Source organism: Terriglobus roseus DSM 18391 (genome assembly GCF_000265425.1).
GTDB lineage: Bacteria > Acidobacteriota > Terriglobia > Terriglobales > Acidobacteriaceae > Terriglobus > Terriglobus roseus.
The window spans coordinates 618,674-632,860 of the sequence record NC_018014.1; the positions used below are offsets into that span (position 1 = coordinate 618,674).

Here is a 14,187-nt window from a genome sequence, read left to right on the forward strand (position 1 = left end):
TTCAGGGTACCTTCACCTGCCCGGCAGGGCTGGCCCGGCGCAAGAAAACCGCCAAGGCACACAGCCAAAAATCCTGCTACGCCAAACCTGACAAGAATACCGGGAATCCGGCTCTGGGTCAACCCTGGCTCCCAGAACCCGGTCAGTTCTCCGAAGGTTTGTCGGCGCGGTCGATCACGATGGTGTCGACCGGTCCTTTCACCGCCTTCATTTGCAGGCCAAGCTGCTCCTGCATGGCCACCAGCAGCGGGGGGCTCTGCGAATCGGCGGGCGCGGGGATGTCGCCGCTGAACTGCGTCTCGTCTGGCTGCCATTCGAGGTTGAAGTTGTAACGGCCGGTGAGGCCGGTGTGATCGACGACGGGACGGTCGAGGATGGCTCGCTGCATGATGCGGGCCAGGTCGGCCATGCTGGCGTTGCGGGCGGGCATGATCATCCTGTCCGGATAGACGATGCTGACGAGCTCCGGCGGGGCGTCCGGAGTCAGGGTTTCTGACATGTCTGCCCCACCCTTTGCGACGGTGATCTCGTAGATGGACAAGATCTTCGCTTGCCGGTGGAAGACCAGGTGGAATCGCTCGGTCAGCAGCGTGCGCAGCATCAGCATCTGCGCATCATGGTCCGGGGCTTTCTCGCCCGGCGTGATCGCATCGATCGCATACTTGTCGGAGTCGATCCATCCCGGGCCGCCGGAGATGGTGCGCGGGTTCATGTCGTAGGCTGCCGCAATCAGCAGGCGCAACGTGTAGTTGCGAGCCACGAAGCGGTGCGTGCCCTCCACGCGCATCCAGCGGCCTGATTTGGGTGCCGGGTCGACCGGCTTGATGGTTGCCACCTCAAAGGCAGGCGCGCTCGCTGGTGTCTCCGCAGAGGCAGAGGTATGCGTCAGGGCGCACGCAAACAGGAGCAGAGGAGCAAACAAACGCATGCAGCACGAGACCTCGGGGTAGGTTGGCGCCACAACACGAACTGCAATAGGGCAGGGCATCGGAGGTGCGGCTGCAAGTCTATCTGCACCCCGCTTTGGGCGCGACGGTACCGAGGTGCTAAGCCGAACGGGGCACTAGGCCTGCGGTCGCAGCGCTCTGCCCAGTGCTTCCAGGTCGCGCTCGGCATGGCACTGGCGCAGGAAGAGATCGAGTTCCGCGTAGCGACGTGCCACATCGGCATTCTTCGCCAGCGGAGCAGGTCCCATCGCGCGAGCAAAGCGGCGCAGCGTATCCGTGCACATCTGTTCGACCAGGTGCCGAACTTCAAGTGCACGCACCATTGCGTTTGCCGCGGGTTCGCGATCGAACTCGGCGGCTGCGGCTGCCAGGATGGCTTCCGTGGCCCAGACATTCGCGTGCATCGCCGCAAGTTGCGCGGTAGTGTGCGCGTCCGAACGTTTCGCTGTCATCGCGAAATCGACCAGGCCGGCCGCACCACCAGCCCACGCAGCAGCAGGGCCGCAGGCACCTTGCCAGAAGCCGGGACGGTCGACGTACCAGTTTGCTTCGCCGACGACGGCTGCAGGGTAATCCTCGAAGGTGAGCGCGGCGGTCTGCGTGGCGCGAAAGGCTTCGGTTTGCCATCCGGATGCATCGGTTTTCAGGCGGTCGGGGTGGGCTGTGAGGTCGATTTCGAGCAACAGGTCGCCGGAGGAGATCAGTGCGCGATCGACCAGGCCTGCGCCGCTGCAAAACTCCTTGGTGCCGCTGAGGCGGCCGCCTTCAAAGCGCATGGGCCGGCCGGGGATTTCGCTCGCCCAGACGGCGTACTTGGCGGCTGCGGCGGGTTCGCGGCTACTCTCGCGGAGGATGGCGACTGCGTCCCAGTGCGCCTCGGCCAGCTTGGCCAGGCTCAGGTCCTCGCGACCTGCTGTGAAGATGCGGCGGTGGCGTTGTGGCGTGTTGCCGGTGCCGGGCGAGGGGAGATCTTCGCGGCATAGCTGCCCGAAGCGCGCGATGACTTCTGGCGTCGTCATGCGGCGTTCTCGCTATCGGCAATGAATTCGTTGTGCTTTGCCAGCGCTCCGGCAAAGCCCAGTGGTGCGCGGCCTACGCGTCGACCACTGGTGACCACGCGCAGCCGCGCGTCGGAGAGATGTGTACCGGCGGTGCGTAACCGCGCCCACAGGTCGTGATCCTCGGCTGTCTCCAGCGCGTTCCATCCGCCGGCCAGCATGTAGGCGTCGGCCCGGACACCCAGGTTGGCACCGTGTACGTGCGGGTGCGTGCCGTCGTCGTTGATCTGATAGGTCACGCGGAAGCGTGTCTCGACATGCTCGCGGTGTTCCACGAAGCAATCGACATCCACGATGCCGGCGACTGCGGTATAGCCGCGTCGGGCCAGCGAGAGATGGTCCAAGAGCCAGTTCTGCGGAACTTCGCAATCGGCGTCGGTGTTCGCCAGCCAGCACCGCCAGGGGTTACCGCGATGGCGTGTCAGAGCCGTCTCCGCAGCAAGCGCGCGAGCCAAGCCGACGTTGCCGGCATCCACCTCCAGCACCCTTCCGCAGGTGTGCTGCAACATCGCCCTTGCAAGATCCGCTGTGGTGTCGGTCGAGCCGTCGGAGACGACGATGATGTCGCTGGTCACGCCGGCGGGCAGAACCGCGCAGGCAGCCGCAACGGAGCGCAGGCAGCGCGGCAACAGCAGCTCCTCATTGCGGGCGGGAATCAGAACGGCCATGTGCCAGGGCGTGATCATGCGTTTGTGCCTGCCTGTTTGCGGAACCGATCGAGCCGGAAGCCACTGTTCGTCTGTTCATGCCGCTCGGCATGTTCGTGCTGCAGTCCGGGCTGTGCGAGCAAAGCCTCATGCACGGCATCGCCGCCCTGGATGTGATCTTGCGAGTGTCCAAGCCAGTGCGCGGCCAGCAACGTCGCGTTGGGCTGCATGGCACCGACGATGCGCGAAACCTGTCGCTGCCACTCGTCCGCAGTGAAGTAGTACCCGATTTCGCTGAGAACGATCAGGTCGAAGTCTGCGATTGGAGCTTCATCAGTGAGCGAGGCGCAATGCACGTGGACGCCGGGGAGTCCTGCGCAACGCTCCTGCGCCTGTTGCACGGCGGTCGTGGAGAAGTCGCACGCGTCCACGCGATCGCAGATGGCAGCGAGTTGCTGCGTCAGTACGGCGACGGAGCAGCCGGGTTCCCATGCGTGGTGATAGCGCGCGGGCGAGAGAGCCTGGAGGATAGTGCGATAGCGTGCCTGTTCGTAGGCGTCAGCGGCAAAGTTCCATGGATCCGCACCGCCGCGATACTTCGCTTCGAAGAATTCCGGCGAGCTGGTGGACAAGGTGCTCATCCGTGCAGGAAGACCTCAAAGGGCCAGCGCGCCGGGCCCAGCAGGCGCTTGGGGAGGATAGGCTCTCCACTGACGTGTTCCAACTGCGATGCGTGGCAGGCGAGTGCGTCGGCCTTTGCCTGCATGGCCGTTTCGTCGGGGACAAATCGACCCAACGGCAGGCCGGCCAACAGGTCCATGGTGCCGCGATGCCATGTCCAGAAGAAGTAGCTGATCAGCGGCAGGCCTTTGGCCTTGGCGACGGACTCTGCGGCGTGGGCGCAGGCCATGTGGTCGGGATGAAAGTCGCCGGACCAGGGAGCGACGATCTGCATGCCGTCTTTCGCGAGTTCCAGCAGGCGCCGCGTAAGCTCTTCCTGCCGCTGCATCAGGCCGCTATCAGTCAGGCGCAGGCGGTGGATGCTGTTCGCTTCCACGCCCAGTTTCTGCAGCGCTGCGGTTTGCTCCGCTTCGCGCACCTGGCCCAGCGCATCACGTTCGTCCTGAGATGTCTCGTAGGCATTTTCGCCGTCGGTCACCGCGACCACCGTTACGGGTACGCCCTGCGCTCGCAGGGTGGCGATAAGTGCTCCAGCGCCGAGTGTTTCGTCGTCCGGATGCGGAGCGACGACCATTGTCGGCATCAGCTCTGGCGTCCACGAAGGCACCTCGCCGAGGGTCGTGAGCCATTGTTGATCGTCGATGATGGAAAGGATCACAGCGAGACGTGTGATGCACGCTTACCGGGGCCAGTAGCTTCTGCGATCACTGTGCCTTAGCTAACACAGGCGCATATGCGCGCTGCGCAAGGGAACGACGCAATGCGTTCATGCGATGACTATGGCTGATTTCACACTTAGCGGCTATTCGGCTGTGAGCGCAGCTTCTTCGAATTGCGTCATGGCGGCGTCGTCCCAGGCGTGGTCGGCGCTGCGCCAGTTATTGCGGCCGTCGTCCATGAAGTTAGGGAAGTTGCTGCGGCAGCGGCTCTCGCGGTGTTCGAAGTCGATGAGCACCTGCGGTACGCCGTCGAGGCGCAGGGCTGCGCGCTGGCCGTCCCGCGACCACTCGACGGTAAGCAGACGCTTGCGGTCGCTGTCATCCTCGCGCTGCATGGCTTCCACGTTGTAGACGAGCATGGCGTCCATCACGGTGACATCGAAGTCCTCGTCCACGGTGGCTCGGCGGCCATCGCAGGCGTAGCAGTAACCTGCCGCGCCCTCATCCTCAAAGACCACGCGCCAAGGCAGTTCGCGCACGGGCGAATAGCTTACGAGGCGACCTGCGCCCACCTGCAGTTCCAACGAATCCATGGCTCAAGGATAAACGCGGAGGGCGGCGGCACTCGGATGGATGTCCGGGACGGTACACTCGAACCTGTCGCACTCATGAGCTTTCGTTTCCACTTCGGCCTGCCCCAAAAGATCGCCGCCCTCATCCTGCTGCTGTTTTTCGCAGCGACGCTGTTCGTTATCGGCCGGACGCCGCTGACGGAGAGCGACTATCGCTATGCCCTGTGCGGCCGCGAGATGTGGGAGAAGCCTGCGCCTGCCGCGGGCTACTTCACGACCTGCGGCAACATGCAGGGCGATGGAACGCTGGCGTATCGCGCTGCGGCGCTGCCGCTGAGCATCTACGTCAACACGCTGCGTCTCGAAGACTGGATCGCGGCCAAGCGCAATCACACACCGGCTGATTCGGACCCTGTTGGCGGTTCGGTCTATGACCTGCGGCACCAGATCGTGGGGACGCGATACCTGTTGCGGGTGCCGTTTGCACTGGCTGCGGTGATGCTGGGCGCTGGGCTGTGGTGGGTGACGCGAAGGCTCTTCGGCAACGTGGGCGGGGCGATGTCGCTGCTGCTGTACTGCGTTTCGCCGCTGGTGTTGCGGTATGCGACGACACCGAATAACGAGATTCTGGCGGCGTGGGGACTTTACGCCGTTATTTATACGGCCATCGGTATCGCGCATGCGATGTATGGGCCGCCGCGCAAATGGCGGCCGCGCATTGTGCTGTTTACGCTGGCGCTTGGCCTGACTGCCTGCGCGCATCTGCTGGCTGCGGTGCTTGGTCTTTTTGCTTCTGCGGTGTTCATGCTCTATGTGGCGGAGCGGCGTCGGACGCTGGTGTTTCCGGTGCTGCTGGTGTCTGCGTTTGGCGCGTTAATGCTGGTGTTTGCTTCGTATACGTTCCGGCTGGGGCTGTTCACGTATGTGTTCACCGGGGGTGCGGGACGATTCACGCTGGACTACATGCCGGCGCTGGAGCTGGTGCGGGATCCACTGCAACTTGCGGTGACGGCGGCGGCGGGAATCGCGCTGGTGCTGTTCGTTTTGCTGCGGCGTGCGCGCTACTTTGGCAACACCGTTCCGTTGCTGGTTACGCTGGTTTTGTTACCGATTGAGACGACTCAGATCAGCAGCATCCCGGTGGTGTGGGCGTATCCGTTTCTGCTGACGTTTGTGGGCGGAGCTTTCGCGGACGCAGCCGAGACGAAGCAGCGGAAGCTGTTCCTGGCGATTGTTCTGACGACGCTGCTGGCGCAGGGGATCCTGTGCGGAACCTGGCTCTGGGTGTCTGTTCGGTAGACGGCAGAACCGTAAGACAGAAAAGCCCGGCACGAGGCCGGGCTTTTCTATGTGTTGTCGAGGGCAGACTGGTTACTCGTCCCAGCGCTTGAAGATCAGCGAACCATTGGTGCCACCGAAGCCAAACGAGTTCGACAGGGCGTAGTTCAACTGAGCGTTCTGTGCCTTATTGGGAACGTAGTTCAGACGGCACTCCGGATCCACGTTGTCGAGGTTCATGGTCGGCGGGACGATGCCCTTCTGCATGGCCATGAGCGTGATGCCGGCTTCGAGTCCGCCCGCGCCACCCAGAAGGTGACCCGTCATGGACTTGGTCGAAGAGACCAGAAGCTTGTGGCTGAGTGCATGTTCGCCGAAGACCGTCTCCATGCCCTTGGACTCCATCACATCGCCGAGTGGCGTTGAGGTGGCGTGCGCGTTCACGTAGTCGATCTCGTTCGGCTGCAGACCAGCGGACTTGAGCGCGTTCTTCATGGATCGTGCGCAGCCTTCGCCGCCCGGAGCCATGCCCGTCATGTGGAAGGCGTCCGAGCTCATGCCGTAGCCGACCACTTCGCCGAGGATCTTTGCGCCGCGTGCCTGTGCGAACTCGAGCGATTCCAGGATCAGGATGCCTGCGCCTTCGCCAATGACAAAGCCGTCGCGATCCTTATCCCATGGGCGCGATGCGTGTGTGGGGTCATCATTGCGCGTCGACAGTGCCTTCATGGCTGCGAAGCCACCGACGCTGAGCGGTGTGATGGCACCCTCTGCGCCGCCTGCGATCATGGCCTCCGCGTCGCCGCGCTGGATGATGCGGAAGGCGTCGCCGATGGAGTGAGCCGAGGTGGTGCAGGCAGTTGCCGCCGCCTGATTCGGCCCCTTGGCGCCGAACCGGATGGAGACGTGCCCCGCCGCCAGGTTCACGATCGATGCAGGGATGAAGAACGGCGAGATCTTGCGCGGGCCACCGTTCATCAGGTTGGTGTGCTCGCGTTCGATGATGTCGAAGCCGCCGATGCCGGAACCGATGTGGACGCCAATGTCTTCGGCGTTCTCCGGTGTGACCTGGAGACCGCTGTGTTCCATGGCTTCCTGCGCCGCTGCGAGAGCAAAGTGAATGAAGCGGCCCATCTTCCGGGCTTCTTTTTTCTCGATGAAGATGTGCGGGTCGAAGTTTTTAACTTCCGCGGCAAAGCGGGCGGGATGGCCTTCAAGATCGAAGGCCGTAATCTCCGCCATGCCACTGGTGCCGGCCATCAGAGAGTCCCATACGGCAGGGGCCGTATTGCCGATGCCGCAGATCAGTCCGATGCCCGTTACGACAACACGCCGTGCGGGAATGGTTGTTGCTTGTGCCACGTTTACTTAGCCTTTGCGTGCGCTTCGATGTAGTCCGTTGCGTCCTTTACAGTCTTGATCTTCTCGGCGTCTTCATCCGGGATCTGGATATCGAAGGCCTCTTCAAACTGCATCACCAGTTCGACCACGTCGAGCGAATCAGCTCCCAGATCTTCCTGGAAGGACGCGCCCGGGGTTACCTCAGCCTCATCCACCTGAAGCTGCTCTACGATGATGCCTTTAACCTTCTCGTCAACCGATGCCATCTTGCTTTTCTCCTGAACAGATTCCAAAAATTCGCCGCGATTGTTGGATGCACTCCACGGCGTATCTGCACTTCGTGGAGGCCATCTTCCCCGCCCCTTTTGCGGCGAGCGAGCCGCTCCCTAGTGTACAGAGGCTCCTGTCACGTTACCAGAGTGGGAGGGGAAGCTGTGCACGGAAGCGGGCGGGCGAAAAACTTCACACGGTTTTTAAAAGGTGGCGCTTACAATCCGTTTACGCCAACGTGAAGTTTTCCTGAGGTTCCCTGAGGAAGATTCCTGGCGAAGCCGTCGGGCTTTAGGTCTGAATGAACTACCTGCTACTGCCTGATTTCTTTGCGATGGCCCTGCTCGTGTGTCTGCTGTTGTTCAGGGGCCGCCGCGAGCGCGACGATATGCGCCTGTGGATCGCGGGTCTGTTGCTGATCCTGCTGGAGTGCGCGGCGCGGATCGTGTACTCGATGCCAAACGGGCTGGTGATGCACCGTGCGTCGCACGTGGTGGCGCTGGATGCGTACCTGCTGGCAGGCGTCATGTTCCTTCTTTCGGCCTCGCCGGGGCTGCGGCGCATGCCACGCAGCACTGCATTTCTGTGTTTCAACATCGGCCCCAACCTGGCCCTGTTGACGATCTACTCCCTCGACAGCCGGGTGGCCTCACTGTATGCCGTGCTTGTCGGCTACGGTCTGGTTACCGGTCTCGCTTCCTGCGCGCTGCTGCGGCGGCGCTGGACGTACTACGCGGCGGTCGCGGGCATCTGGGTGCCGCTGGCGATCTGCACGGGCACATTGCATTACCGGATGGCCGCCTATCTTGACCTGTCTTTCGTGTACATGATGTGTGCCATCGCCTTTGGGAAGACGCTGCAGTCGCGCAGCCGGGGCAAGATCGCCGTCGTGACGGGCTTTGTGGTCTGGTCTCTGTGCTTTCTGGCGCATCCGTGGGTCTCTGAGGTCTACCCGCAGTGGGCGGATTTCCTGAATGAGCTTTGGAATATGCAGAAGTTCATCATCACGGTGGGGCTGTTGCTGGTGCTGCTGGAGCGGCAGATTATCAGCAACCAGTGGCTGGCCCTGCACGATGAACTGACGAGCCTGCCCAATCGCCGATTGTTCGACGATCGGCTGGAGTTTGCGCTGGCGCGCGCAGCCCGGGAACGGCACCGCCTGGCGATCTTCAACCTGGACCTGGATGGGTTCAAGCAGATCAACGACACGATGGGACACGACGCGGGCGACGTATTGCTGAAGGCGATTAGTCGCAACCTGGAGAATGCCACGCGCCGATCGGATACGCTCGCCAGGCTGGGTGGCGACGAGTTCTCGCTGATTGCCGTGGATATCGGCGACGACCCAAGGGGACCTGTTTCGCACCCGATCCGTTTGCCGCAGATCGAGCGCATTTTTGCTGCGATGCTGCGCGCAGTGGAGCTACCCGTGGCACTTGGCGCGGACTATGACAACCAGGTGGCTCGCGTGTCGGCGAGTGTGGGTGTGGCGTTCTACCCGGAAGACGGCGAAGATGCGGTGACGCTGATGCGCCTGGCGGACCACCGCATGTTCGGCCAGAAGAGCGAGCGGGCCCGCGTGCGCAAGACCGGCGGCACGACGCCGCTGACGCTGCGGAAGGCCTAGGCGCGGGGCTCTTCCTCGTCGGTCATTGCGGCGAGCAGAGGGACGACGCCCACGGCTTCGTCGAAAGACAGGAGACCGGATGCGACAGGCTCCGGCGGTGCGTTCAACTCGCTGACATTGTGCAGGTTGCGATTGATCACGCGAGTCCGGGTGCCAATGTCGTTCAGCGTGTTTTGAACGGTCTTCACGTTGTTTTCGACCTTCGTCATTAACAGTTCGAACTTGCCGAACTCCTTCTTGACGTTGCCCAGGACCTTCCAGACCTCGTTGCCCTTTTTCTGGATGGCGAGTGTGCGGAAGCCCATCTGGAAGCTGGTGAGGATGGCCATGAAGCTGGAGGGGCCGGCGACGGTGACGTGGCAGGAGGCCTGGAGCTCAGTGTGCAGACCGGGGCGACGCATGACCTCGGCGTAGAGGGCTTCCGTCGGCAGGAACATGATGGCGAAGGGCAGGGTGTTGGGCGGGTCGATGTACTTCTCGCAGATACGTTTGCCTTCGGTGCGGATGGCACGTTCGAAGGCGACGCCGGCCTTGAGCTTTTCCTCTTCGGTGCCGTGGTCGTAGGCGTGCTCCAGTCGCTCCCAGTCTTCGCGCGGGAACTTGGCGTCGATGGGCAGGAGGATGTGGTCGCGGTCGCCGTCTGGGATCTTCAGTGCGTATTCGACGCGTTCGCCTGAGTCGGCCTTGACCGCCACGTTGACCTCGTACTGGTCGCGGGAGAACATCTGTTCCAACTGCATGCCGAGCTGGAATTCGCCGACGATGCCGCGGGATTTTACGTTGCTGAAGACCTTCTTGAGGTCGCTGACGCCGGTTGCGAGTTCCTTCATTTCGCCGAGGCCGGTGTGGACCTTGGTGAGCTGATCGGAGACCGTGCCGAAGCTGGCGGTGAGGCGTTCGTTCAGGGTGTTCTGCAGCTTCTCGTCGACGACGATACGCATCTCGTCGAGCTTTGCAGCGTTGTCGGTGTTGAGGGTGCGCAGACTGTTGTCGACGAGCGTGCGAAGCTTCTCGCCGCCTTCGCGCTGCTCCTGGCCAATGGTTGCGAAGGAGCGTTGCAAGGCGTCGCGTAGTTCGCGCTGGTCTGCGGCGTTCTTGTCAGCGAGTTTTGTGAGGACGCTGTGCAGTTCGCCGCGCGCTTCGAGGGTGCTTTTACCAGTCTCGGCGAACGATGCATTCAGGCGTTCGCTGATCCCGCTCAGATCGCGGGCTACGGCTTCGCGGAGCTTTTCCGCGCCTAGTGTGTTGTCCCTACGAAACTCGGCGAGGCCGCCCTGGAGGGTGGTGGAGAGGCGTTCGATGGAGAGGTTGATCTCTTCGCGAAGGTCGCGGCTTGCCTTGTCGGCGGCGGCGCGGCCATCCTGTGCGGCCTTGGCCTGTTCGTAGCGCAGTTCGCTGACGTTGTTGCGCAGGGCGGCATCGACGGCCTCGACCTTTGCGCCCAGTTCGATCATGCGGTCGGGCAGGGTGTTGAGTCGCGCGTCGATGGTGGCGGCGGGCGCGGACTTGCGCGTGAGCAATACGGCTACCAACAGCAACAAGATGACCTGAAGTGCAAATACGGCAAGGAGCATGGTTTCGCCTTCCCTTCACCTGAAGGATACCGCGGATGGTGGGCGGTGGACCAACAAAGCTGTGTGCGTGGGAGCGGCACCTGTGACGGGATCATTGGGAGTTTTGTCGGTTCTGTCCGCGGGTTTCGGCGAATGAAAATCTTCGTTACAGCTTGAGACGACCGGGCATAGAATCACCACGCAAGAGTTTGCCCCTGTCGCACATTTCCGGTCGTGGAGTGTCTTTATGCAGGCTTTCCCTGATGCCCATGCGGGCGCGAAGTTCTGGCTGGACGTTGCGGATAAAGCGATCAAGGCGCTGGCGGTGGTGGTCGGCGCGGGCTGGACCTACCTGAACTACCGCCGAGGTCGCACCTTCGAGCGGCGGCTTGAGCTTGAGGTTACCGGGGAACTCTTTGAACGATCCGGAGGGCACTACCTTTCGATGATCTGCCGACTGAAGAATGTGGGCCTGACGGCAGTTCCGCTGCAGGAGCGAGGGACTGCCTGCATGGTCTTCGCACTCACGGGGACCGAGATGCGGCCGGATGAGCCAGTGGATATCTATGAGGTGTTCAAGGAGCACGCGTGGATCGAACCGGGAGAGCTGATCACGCACCAGGAGCTTGTGCCGCTGCCGTTCTTTTCCCGGGAGCTGGTGGGCATCGAGCTTCAGATGCGGGTGGTGTCTCCCGGTATCGAATGGAACGCGAGATGCGTTGTGAAGGTCGCAGATGTGTCCGAAGAAGTTTCCCTACCCGTAAGGCCAGCAGAGGTGCACTCATGATCAATCTGAAGCAGTTGGAACGTGGTGACAAGCTGTACCAGCGGTACGACGACGATCATTCGGGCGGTGGTGGCGGATGGAGCAAAGAGGATGTGCCACACATTGCGCCGCGGCAACAGGCCCCTGAGACGGAGTCTCGCAGCGATGTGATCGAACGTTTGAAGGAAGAAAAACGCAGGCGTGAGAAGAAGCCTTAGAGGCAGCGCGGCTCGAATTATGCGTAGCGAAAGAGCGCTTTGAAGCCGTAGTCCATGTGTTGCTGGATGTGGCAGTGGAAGAGTGAGAGGCCGGGCTGGTCTGCGGTGAAGTCGACGACGGCGCGGCCGTAGTAGGGGATGACGACAGTGTCTTTCATGAGGCCGCCCATGGGTTTGCCGTTGATTTCGACGAGTTCCCAGATGTGGCGGTGCAGGTGCATGGGGTGGGCGTCGTCGCTCCAGTTGCGCATGATCAGACGGTAGCGTTCGCCGCGTTGCAGGACGAACTCCTTCTCATGGGGATAAGGTGTTCCGTTGACGGTCCAAACGTTGAACTTGCCCATGCCGCGCGGGATCTTTTCGAAGCGCATGTCGAGGATGTTCTTTGGCGCGGGCAGTGTTGGTGCGGCGATGCCAAAGCTGCTGTAGTCCCATGGGAATTTCTTTGGATCGACCCAGGTCGGTTGTTTCTTCTGGCCGGCGTATTCGACGACCACGCCGAGGCCGGATTCGCGCACCATCTTTTCGGTGGAGCCGAGAATCCAGACGCCGGGTTTGTTCATGGTGATCTCAACGTCGATGCGCTCGCCGGCGCCGAGGAAGACGGAGTCGACGAGTTTGGGCGTTGGGACGGGGTTGCCGTCCATGCCGATGACGCGCATCTGGTGGCCGGCGAGTGCGACGCGTCGGTTTTCAATGGCGCTGGCGTTGCAGAAGTGGATGAGGACGCGCTGGCCTTCGCGGACGCGGATGGGTTCGCCTCCGCCGAGTGCCTTTTCGTTGATCGAGTAGGTCATCGAGACGACTTCGAGACCGTTGGGATCGGTGTTCATGTGCGGCGGCTTTTCGAGCATGGGGGCGTCGTGGGTGTCGTCGTCATCGTCTTCCATGGAGCCGGAGAAGAAGGGCTGCCAGTCGCGCAGGGAGAGGAAGAGTTCCTGGTCGTAGGCGCCTTTGTCGTTGCCGTCTTCGACGTAGACGAGGCCGAACTGGCCGCTGTAGCCGCCCTTGGTGAGGTCGTCCATGGCCATGGCGTGCGAGTGGTACCAGCGCAGACCGGCGGGGCCGGGTGTGAGGGTGATGCGGGAGCGGCCGTGCGGCGGGACGTAGGGCGAGCCTTCTTCTTCTGTGCCGTCGACCTCGGGCGGGATGAGCATGCCGTGCCAGTGCACCAGTTCTGGTGTGTCGGTGTTGTTGATGATGTCGATGGAGACGGGTTTGCCGGCCTTGAGGCGCAGCAGCGGGCCGGGCGCCTGGCCGTTGTAGCCGATGGTGGAGAGGGTGCGGGAGGGGTCGAGTTCGACCTGGACGGGAGCGATGCGGAGTTCGTAGTCGGCTTTGGTGGTGGGGGCCGGGACATTTTGCGGGGGCATGCCGGGCATGGCCATCTGGCCGAGGAGCGGCAGCCGGCCCGCCTGGGCAAGGGCCGCGATACCGCCGAACTTGAGGAGACTCCGCCGGTCGAAAATCGATCTGCTCCGTGGAAGGACGCTAACGTGCGGGGTGGCTGCATCGTCTCATGAGCCAAACGTGTGCAGCAAGGTGGGGCTTGCCGCCGTCTGCAAGGATTCTGCTGGTTCTTTCGTGGGGCTGCAACAAGTGCGCGGTGCGCTTCGTCTGTAGAGGTAAGACGTACCGCAGTTCTGATAGTCTCGCCGCACAGTTCCCCAGCGGAGGCCGTTTTTCGGATGAAGCTCTCGCGTATCGCGCTGCTGTCTGCCGTTGCCGGCCTGTGCGGGGCTGCGGGGATTCGTGCGTATCAGCGGACGGCGGATTTCGGATTTGGCAGCAACGACTCTGCGACAAATGTGAAGAGCGAGTTTTACTGGTCGCGGCTGGCTTACAGCTCAAGCATGAGTAGTTATGGCGGATACGGCGGCGGGTACTGGGGCCGGAGTTCGTGGTCGCGCGATTATCCGAAGGCTGACCGGCAGTTTCTGATCGCGATGCATCGACTGACTCGCATCGATGGCCGGCCGTATGAGCAGGTGGTGAACCTGGATTCAGACGAGATCTTTAACTATCCGTGGATCTATGCGGTGCAGGTGCAGACGTGGAGTTTTACGGAGCCGGAGGCGAAGCGGCTGCGCGAGTATCTGTTGAAGGGCGGCTTCCTGATGGTGGATGACTTTCACGGGACGCAGGACTGGGAGAACTTTATGACCGGACTGCGGCAGGTGCTGCCCGATGCGCCGGTGGAAGACTTGCAGCAGAGCGACGAGATCTTTCACACGCTGTATGACGTGGATGAGAAGGTGCAGATCCCCGGGGAACATTACATCCGCACCAATCGCACGTATGAGAAGGATGGCTACACACCCAAGTGGCGCGGCATACGCGATAAGGATGGTCGCATTATGGTGGCGATCTGCCACAACATGCACCTGGGCGATGCGTGGGAGTGGGCCGATGATCCGAACTATCCTGAGCCGTTTGCCTCAGCGGCGTTTCGCGTGGGGCTTGATTACATCCTGTACGGCATGACGCACTAGCCTTCGCGGGCGACCACAGTTATCCAAGGTACGACCTACTTCATCGCAGGGCTAAGTCGGCGCATATGTTTCCGCTGC

The 14,187-nt window shown here is 62.2% G+C and carries 15 protein-coding genes; 5 read left to right on the forward strand and 10 right to left on the reverse strand.

The features are described 5' to 3' along the window. Positions 1–142 precede the first annotated feature (142 nt). The 6 genes from TERRO_RS02700 to TERRO_RS02725 all read right to left on the reverse strand — a co-directional run bounded on the left by TERRO_RS02700 (position 143) and on the right by TERRO_RS02725 (position 4,585). Positions 143–928: a TIGR03435 family protein gene (locus tag TERRO_RS02700; RefSeq protein ID WP_014784463.1), complete on the reverse strand. Its 786-nt coding sequence runs from the start codon at positions 926–928 to the stop codon at positions 143–145. Between the two features lie 135 nt (positions 929–1,063). Further along, entirely contained in the window at positions 1,064–1,966 is a 903-nt protein-coding gene (locus TERRO_RS02705) for a hypothetical protein (RefSeq protein ID WP_014784464.1), read from the reverse strand. After that, entirely contained in the window at positions 1,963–2,673 is a 711-nt protein-coding gene (locus tag TERRO_RS02710) for a glycosyltransferase family 2 protein (RefSeq protein WP_245536199.1), read from the reverse strand. Before TERRO_RS02710 ends, TERRO_RS02705 begins: the two co-directional genes overlap by 4 nt. 14 nt (positions 2,674–2,687) lie before the next feature. Next, positions 2,688–3,293: an SAM-dependent methyltransferase gene (locus TERRO_RS02715; RefSeq protein WP_014784466.1), complete on the reverse strand. Its 606-nt coding sequence runs from the start codon at positions 3,291–3,293 to the stop codon at positions 2,688–2,690. Further along, complete coding sequence (locus TERRO_RS02720; RefSeq protein ID WP_014784467.1) at positions 3,290–3,991, reverse strand: PIG-L deacetylase family protein; 702 nt, start codon at positions 3,989–3,991, stop codon at positions 3,290–3,292. The genes TERRO_RS02715 and TERRO_RS02720 overlap by 4 nt, the downstream gene beginning before the upstream one ends. Before the next feature lie 144 nt (positions 3,992–4,135). Further along, a complete protein-coding gene (locus tag TERRO_RS02725) occupies positions 4,136–4,585 on the reverse strand; it encodes a DUF2251 domain-containing protein (protein WP_014784468.1) in 450 nt (149 codons plus the stop codon). 75 nt (positions 4,586–4,660) lie between these two features. Here TERRO_RS02725 and TERRO_RS02730 point away from each other — a divergent pair, with 75 nt between their 5' ends. Further along, positions 4,661–5,863 (forward strand): glycosyltransferase family 39 protein, encoded by a 1,203-nt coding sequence (locus TERRO_RS02730; RefSeq protein ID WP_041592901.1) that lies wholly within the window; start codon positions 4,661–4,663, stop codon positions 5,861–5,863. A gap of 72 nt (positions 5,864–5,935) precedes the next feature. Here the strand turns inward: TERRO_RS02730 and fabF are convergent, their stop codons facing one another. Both fabF and TERRO_RS02740 read right to left on the reverse strand, forming a co-directional pair. Continuing rightward, positions 5,936–7,204, reverse strand: coding sequence for a beta-ketoacyl-ACP synthase II (fabF, locus tag TERRO_RS02735; RefSeq protein WP_014784470.1), 1,269 nt, complete (start codon positions 7,202–7,204; stop codon positions 5,936–5,938). 2 nt (positions 7,205–7,206) lie between these two features. Continuing rightward, positions 7,207–7,449: an acyl carrier protein gene (locus TERRO_RS02740; protein ID WP_014784471.1), complete on the reverse strand. Its 243-nt coding sequence runs from the start codon at positions 7,447–7,449 to the stop codon at positions 7,207–7,209. A gap of 338 nt (positions 7,450–7,787) precedes the next feature. Between TERRO_RS02740 and TERRO_RS21750 the strand changes: the two genes are divergently transcribed. Beyond that, positions 7,788–9,080 carry a GGDEF domain-containing protein gene (locus tag TERRO_RS21750; protein ID WP_157178232.1) on the forward strand — a complete coding sequence of 431 codons (1,293 nt, stop codon included), beginning with the start codon at positions 7,788–7,790 and terminating at the stop codon, positions 9,078–9,080. Here TERRO_RS21750 and TERRO_RS02750 read toward each other — a convergent pair. Further along, complete coding sequence (locus TERRO_RS02750; RefSeq protein ID WP_014784473.1) at positions 9,077–10,654, reverse strand: DNA recombination protein RmuC; 1,578 nt, start codon at positions 10,652–10,654, stop codon at positions 9,077–9,079. The two genes, TERRO_RS21750 and TERRO_RS02750, sit on opposite strands and share 4 nt — an antisense overlap. 226 nt (positions 10,655–10,880) lie before the next feature. Between TERRO_RS02750 and TERRO_RS02755 the strand changes: the two genes are divergently transcribed. Both TERRO_RS02755 and TERRO_RS02760 read left to right on the forward strand, forming a co-directional pair. Then, a complete protein-coding gene (locus tag TERRO_RS02755; protein ID WP_014784474.1) occupies positions 10,881–11,420 on the forward strand; it encodes a hypothetical protein in 540 nt (179 codons plus the stop codon). Next, complete coding sequence (locus tag TERRO_RS02760; RefSeq protein ID WP_014784475.1) at positions 11,417–11,617, forward strand: hypothetical protein; 201 nt, start codon at positions 11,417–11,419, stop codon at positions 11,615–11,617. The genes TERRO_RS02755 and TERRO_RS02760 overlap by 4 nt, the downstream gene beginning before the upstream one ends. Before the next feature lie 17 nt (positions 11,618–11,634). Here TERRO_RS02760 and TERRO_RS02765 read toward each other — a convergent pair whose 3' ends face one another. Beyond that, a complete protein-coding gene (locus tag TERRO_RS02765; RefSeq protein WP_245536200.1) occupies positions 11,635–12,990 on the reverse strand; it encodes a multicopper oxidase family protein in 1,356 nt (451 codons plus the stop codon). Positions 12,991–13,305: 315 nt separating this feature from the next. Between TERRO_RS02765 and TERRO_RS02770 the strand changes: the two genes are divergently transcribed. Continuing rightward, positions 13,306–14,109 (forward strand): DUF4159 domain-containing protein, encoded by an 804-nt coding sequence (locus TERRO_RS02770; protein ID WP_014784477.1) that lies wholly within the window; start codon positions 13,306–13,308, stop codon positions 14,107–14,109. Positions 14,110–14,187: the final 78 nt, after the last annotated feature.

What these genes read in the sequence shown, in the direction of transcription:
- TERRO_RS02760 (WP_014784475.1), top strand. Translation starts at nt 11,417, where the DNA reads ATGATCAATCTGAAGCAGTTGGAACGTGGTGACAAGCTGTACCAGCGG.
- TERRO_RS02725 (WP_014784468.1), bottom strand. Translation starts at nt 4,585, where the DNA reads ATGGATTCGTTGGAACTGCAGGTGGGCGCAGGTCGCCTCGTAAGCTAT.
- TERRO_RS02705 (WP_014784464.1), bottom strand. Translation starts at nt 1,966, where the DNA reads ATGACGACGCCAGAAGTCATCGCGCGCTTCGGGCAGCTATGCCGCGAA.
- TERRO_RS21750 (WP_157178232.1), top strand. Translation starts at nt 7,788, where the DNA reads ATGGCCCTGCTCGTGTGTCTGCTGTTGTTCAGGGGCCGCCGCGAGCGC.
- TERRO_RS02700 (WP_014784463.1), bottom strand. Translation starts at nt 928, where the DNA reads ATGCGTTTGTTTGCTCCTCTGCTCCTGTTTGCGTGCGCCCTGACGCAT.
- TERRO_RS02730 (WP_041592901.1), top strand. Translation starts at nt 4,661, where the DNA reads ATGAGCTTTCGTTTCCACTTCGGCCTGCCCCAAAAGATCGCCGCCCTC.
- TERRO_RS02765 (WP_245536200.1), bottom strand. Translation starts at nt 12,990, where the DNA reads ATGCCCCCGCAAAATGTCCCGGCCCCCACCACCAAAGCCGACTACGAA.
- TERRO_RS02755 (WP_014784474.1), top strand. Translation starts at nt 10,881, where the DNA reads ATGCAGGCTTTCCCTGATGCCCATGCGGGCGCGAAGTTCTGGCTGGAC.
- TERRO_RS02750 (WP_014784473.1), bottom strand. Translation starts at nt 10,654, where the DNA reads ATGCTCCTTGCCGTATTTGCACTTCAGGTCATCTTGTTGCTGTTGGTA.
- TERRO_RS02715 (WP_014784466.1), bottom strand. Translation starts at nt 3,293, where the DNA reads ATGAGCACCTTGTCCACCAGCTCGCCGGAATTCTTCGAAGCGAAGTAT.
- TERRO_RS02770 (WP_014784477.1), top strand. Translation starts at nt 13,306, where the DNA reads ATGAAGCTCTCGCGTATCGCGCTGCTGTCTGCCGTTGCCGGCCTGTGC.
- TERRO_RS02710 (WP_245536199.1), bottom strand. Translation starts at nt 2,673, where the DNA reads ATGGCCGTTCTGATTCCCGCCCGCAATGAGGAGCTGCTGTTGCCGCGC.
- TERRO_RS02740 (WP_014784471.1), bottom strand. Translation starts at nt 7,449, where the DNA reads ATGGCATCGGTTGACGAGAAGGTTAAAGGCATCATCGTAGAGCAGCTT.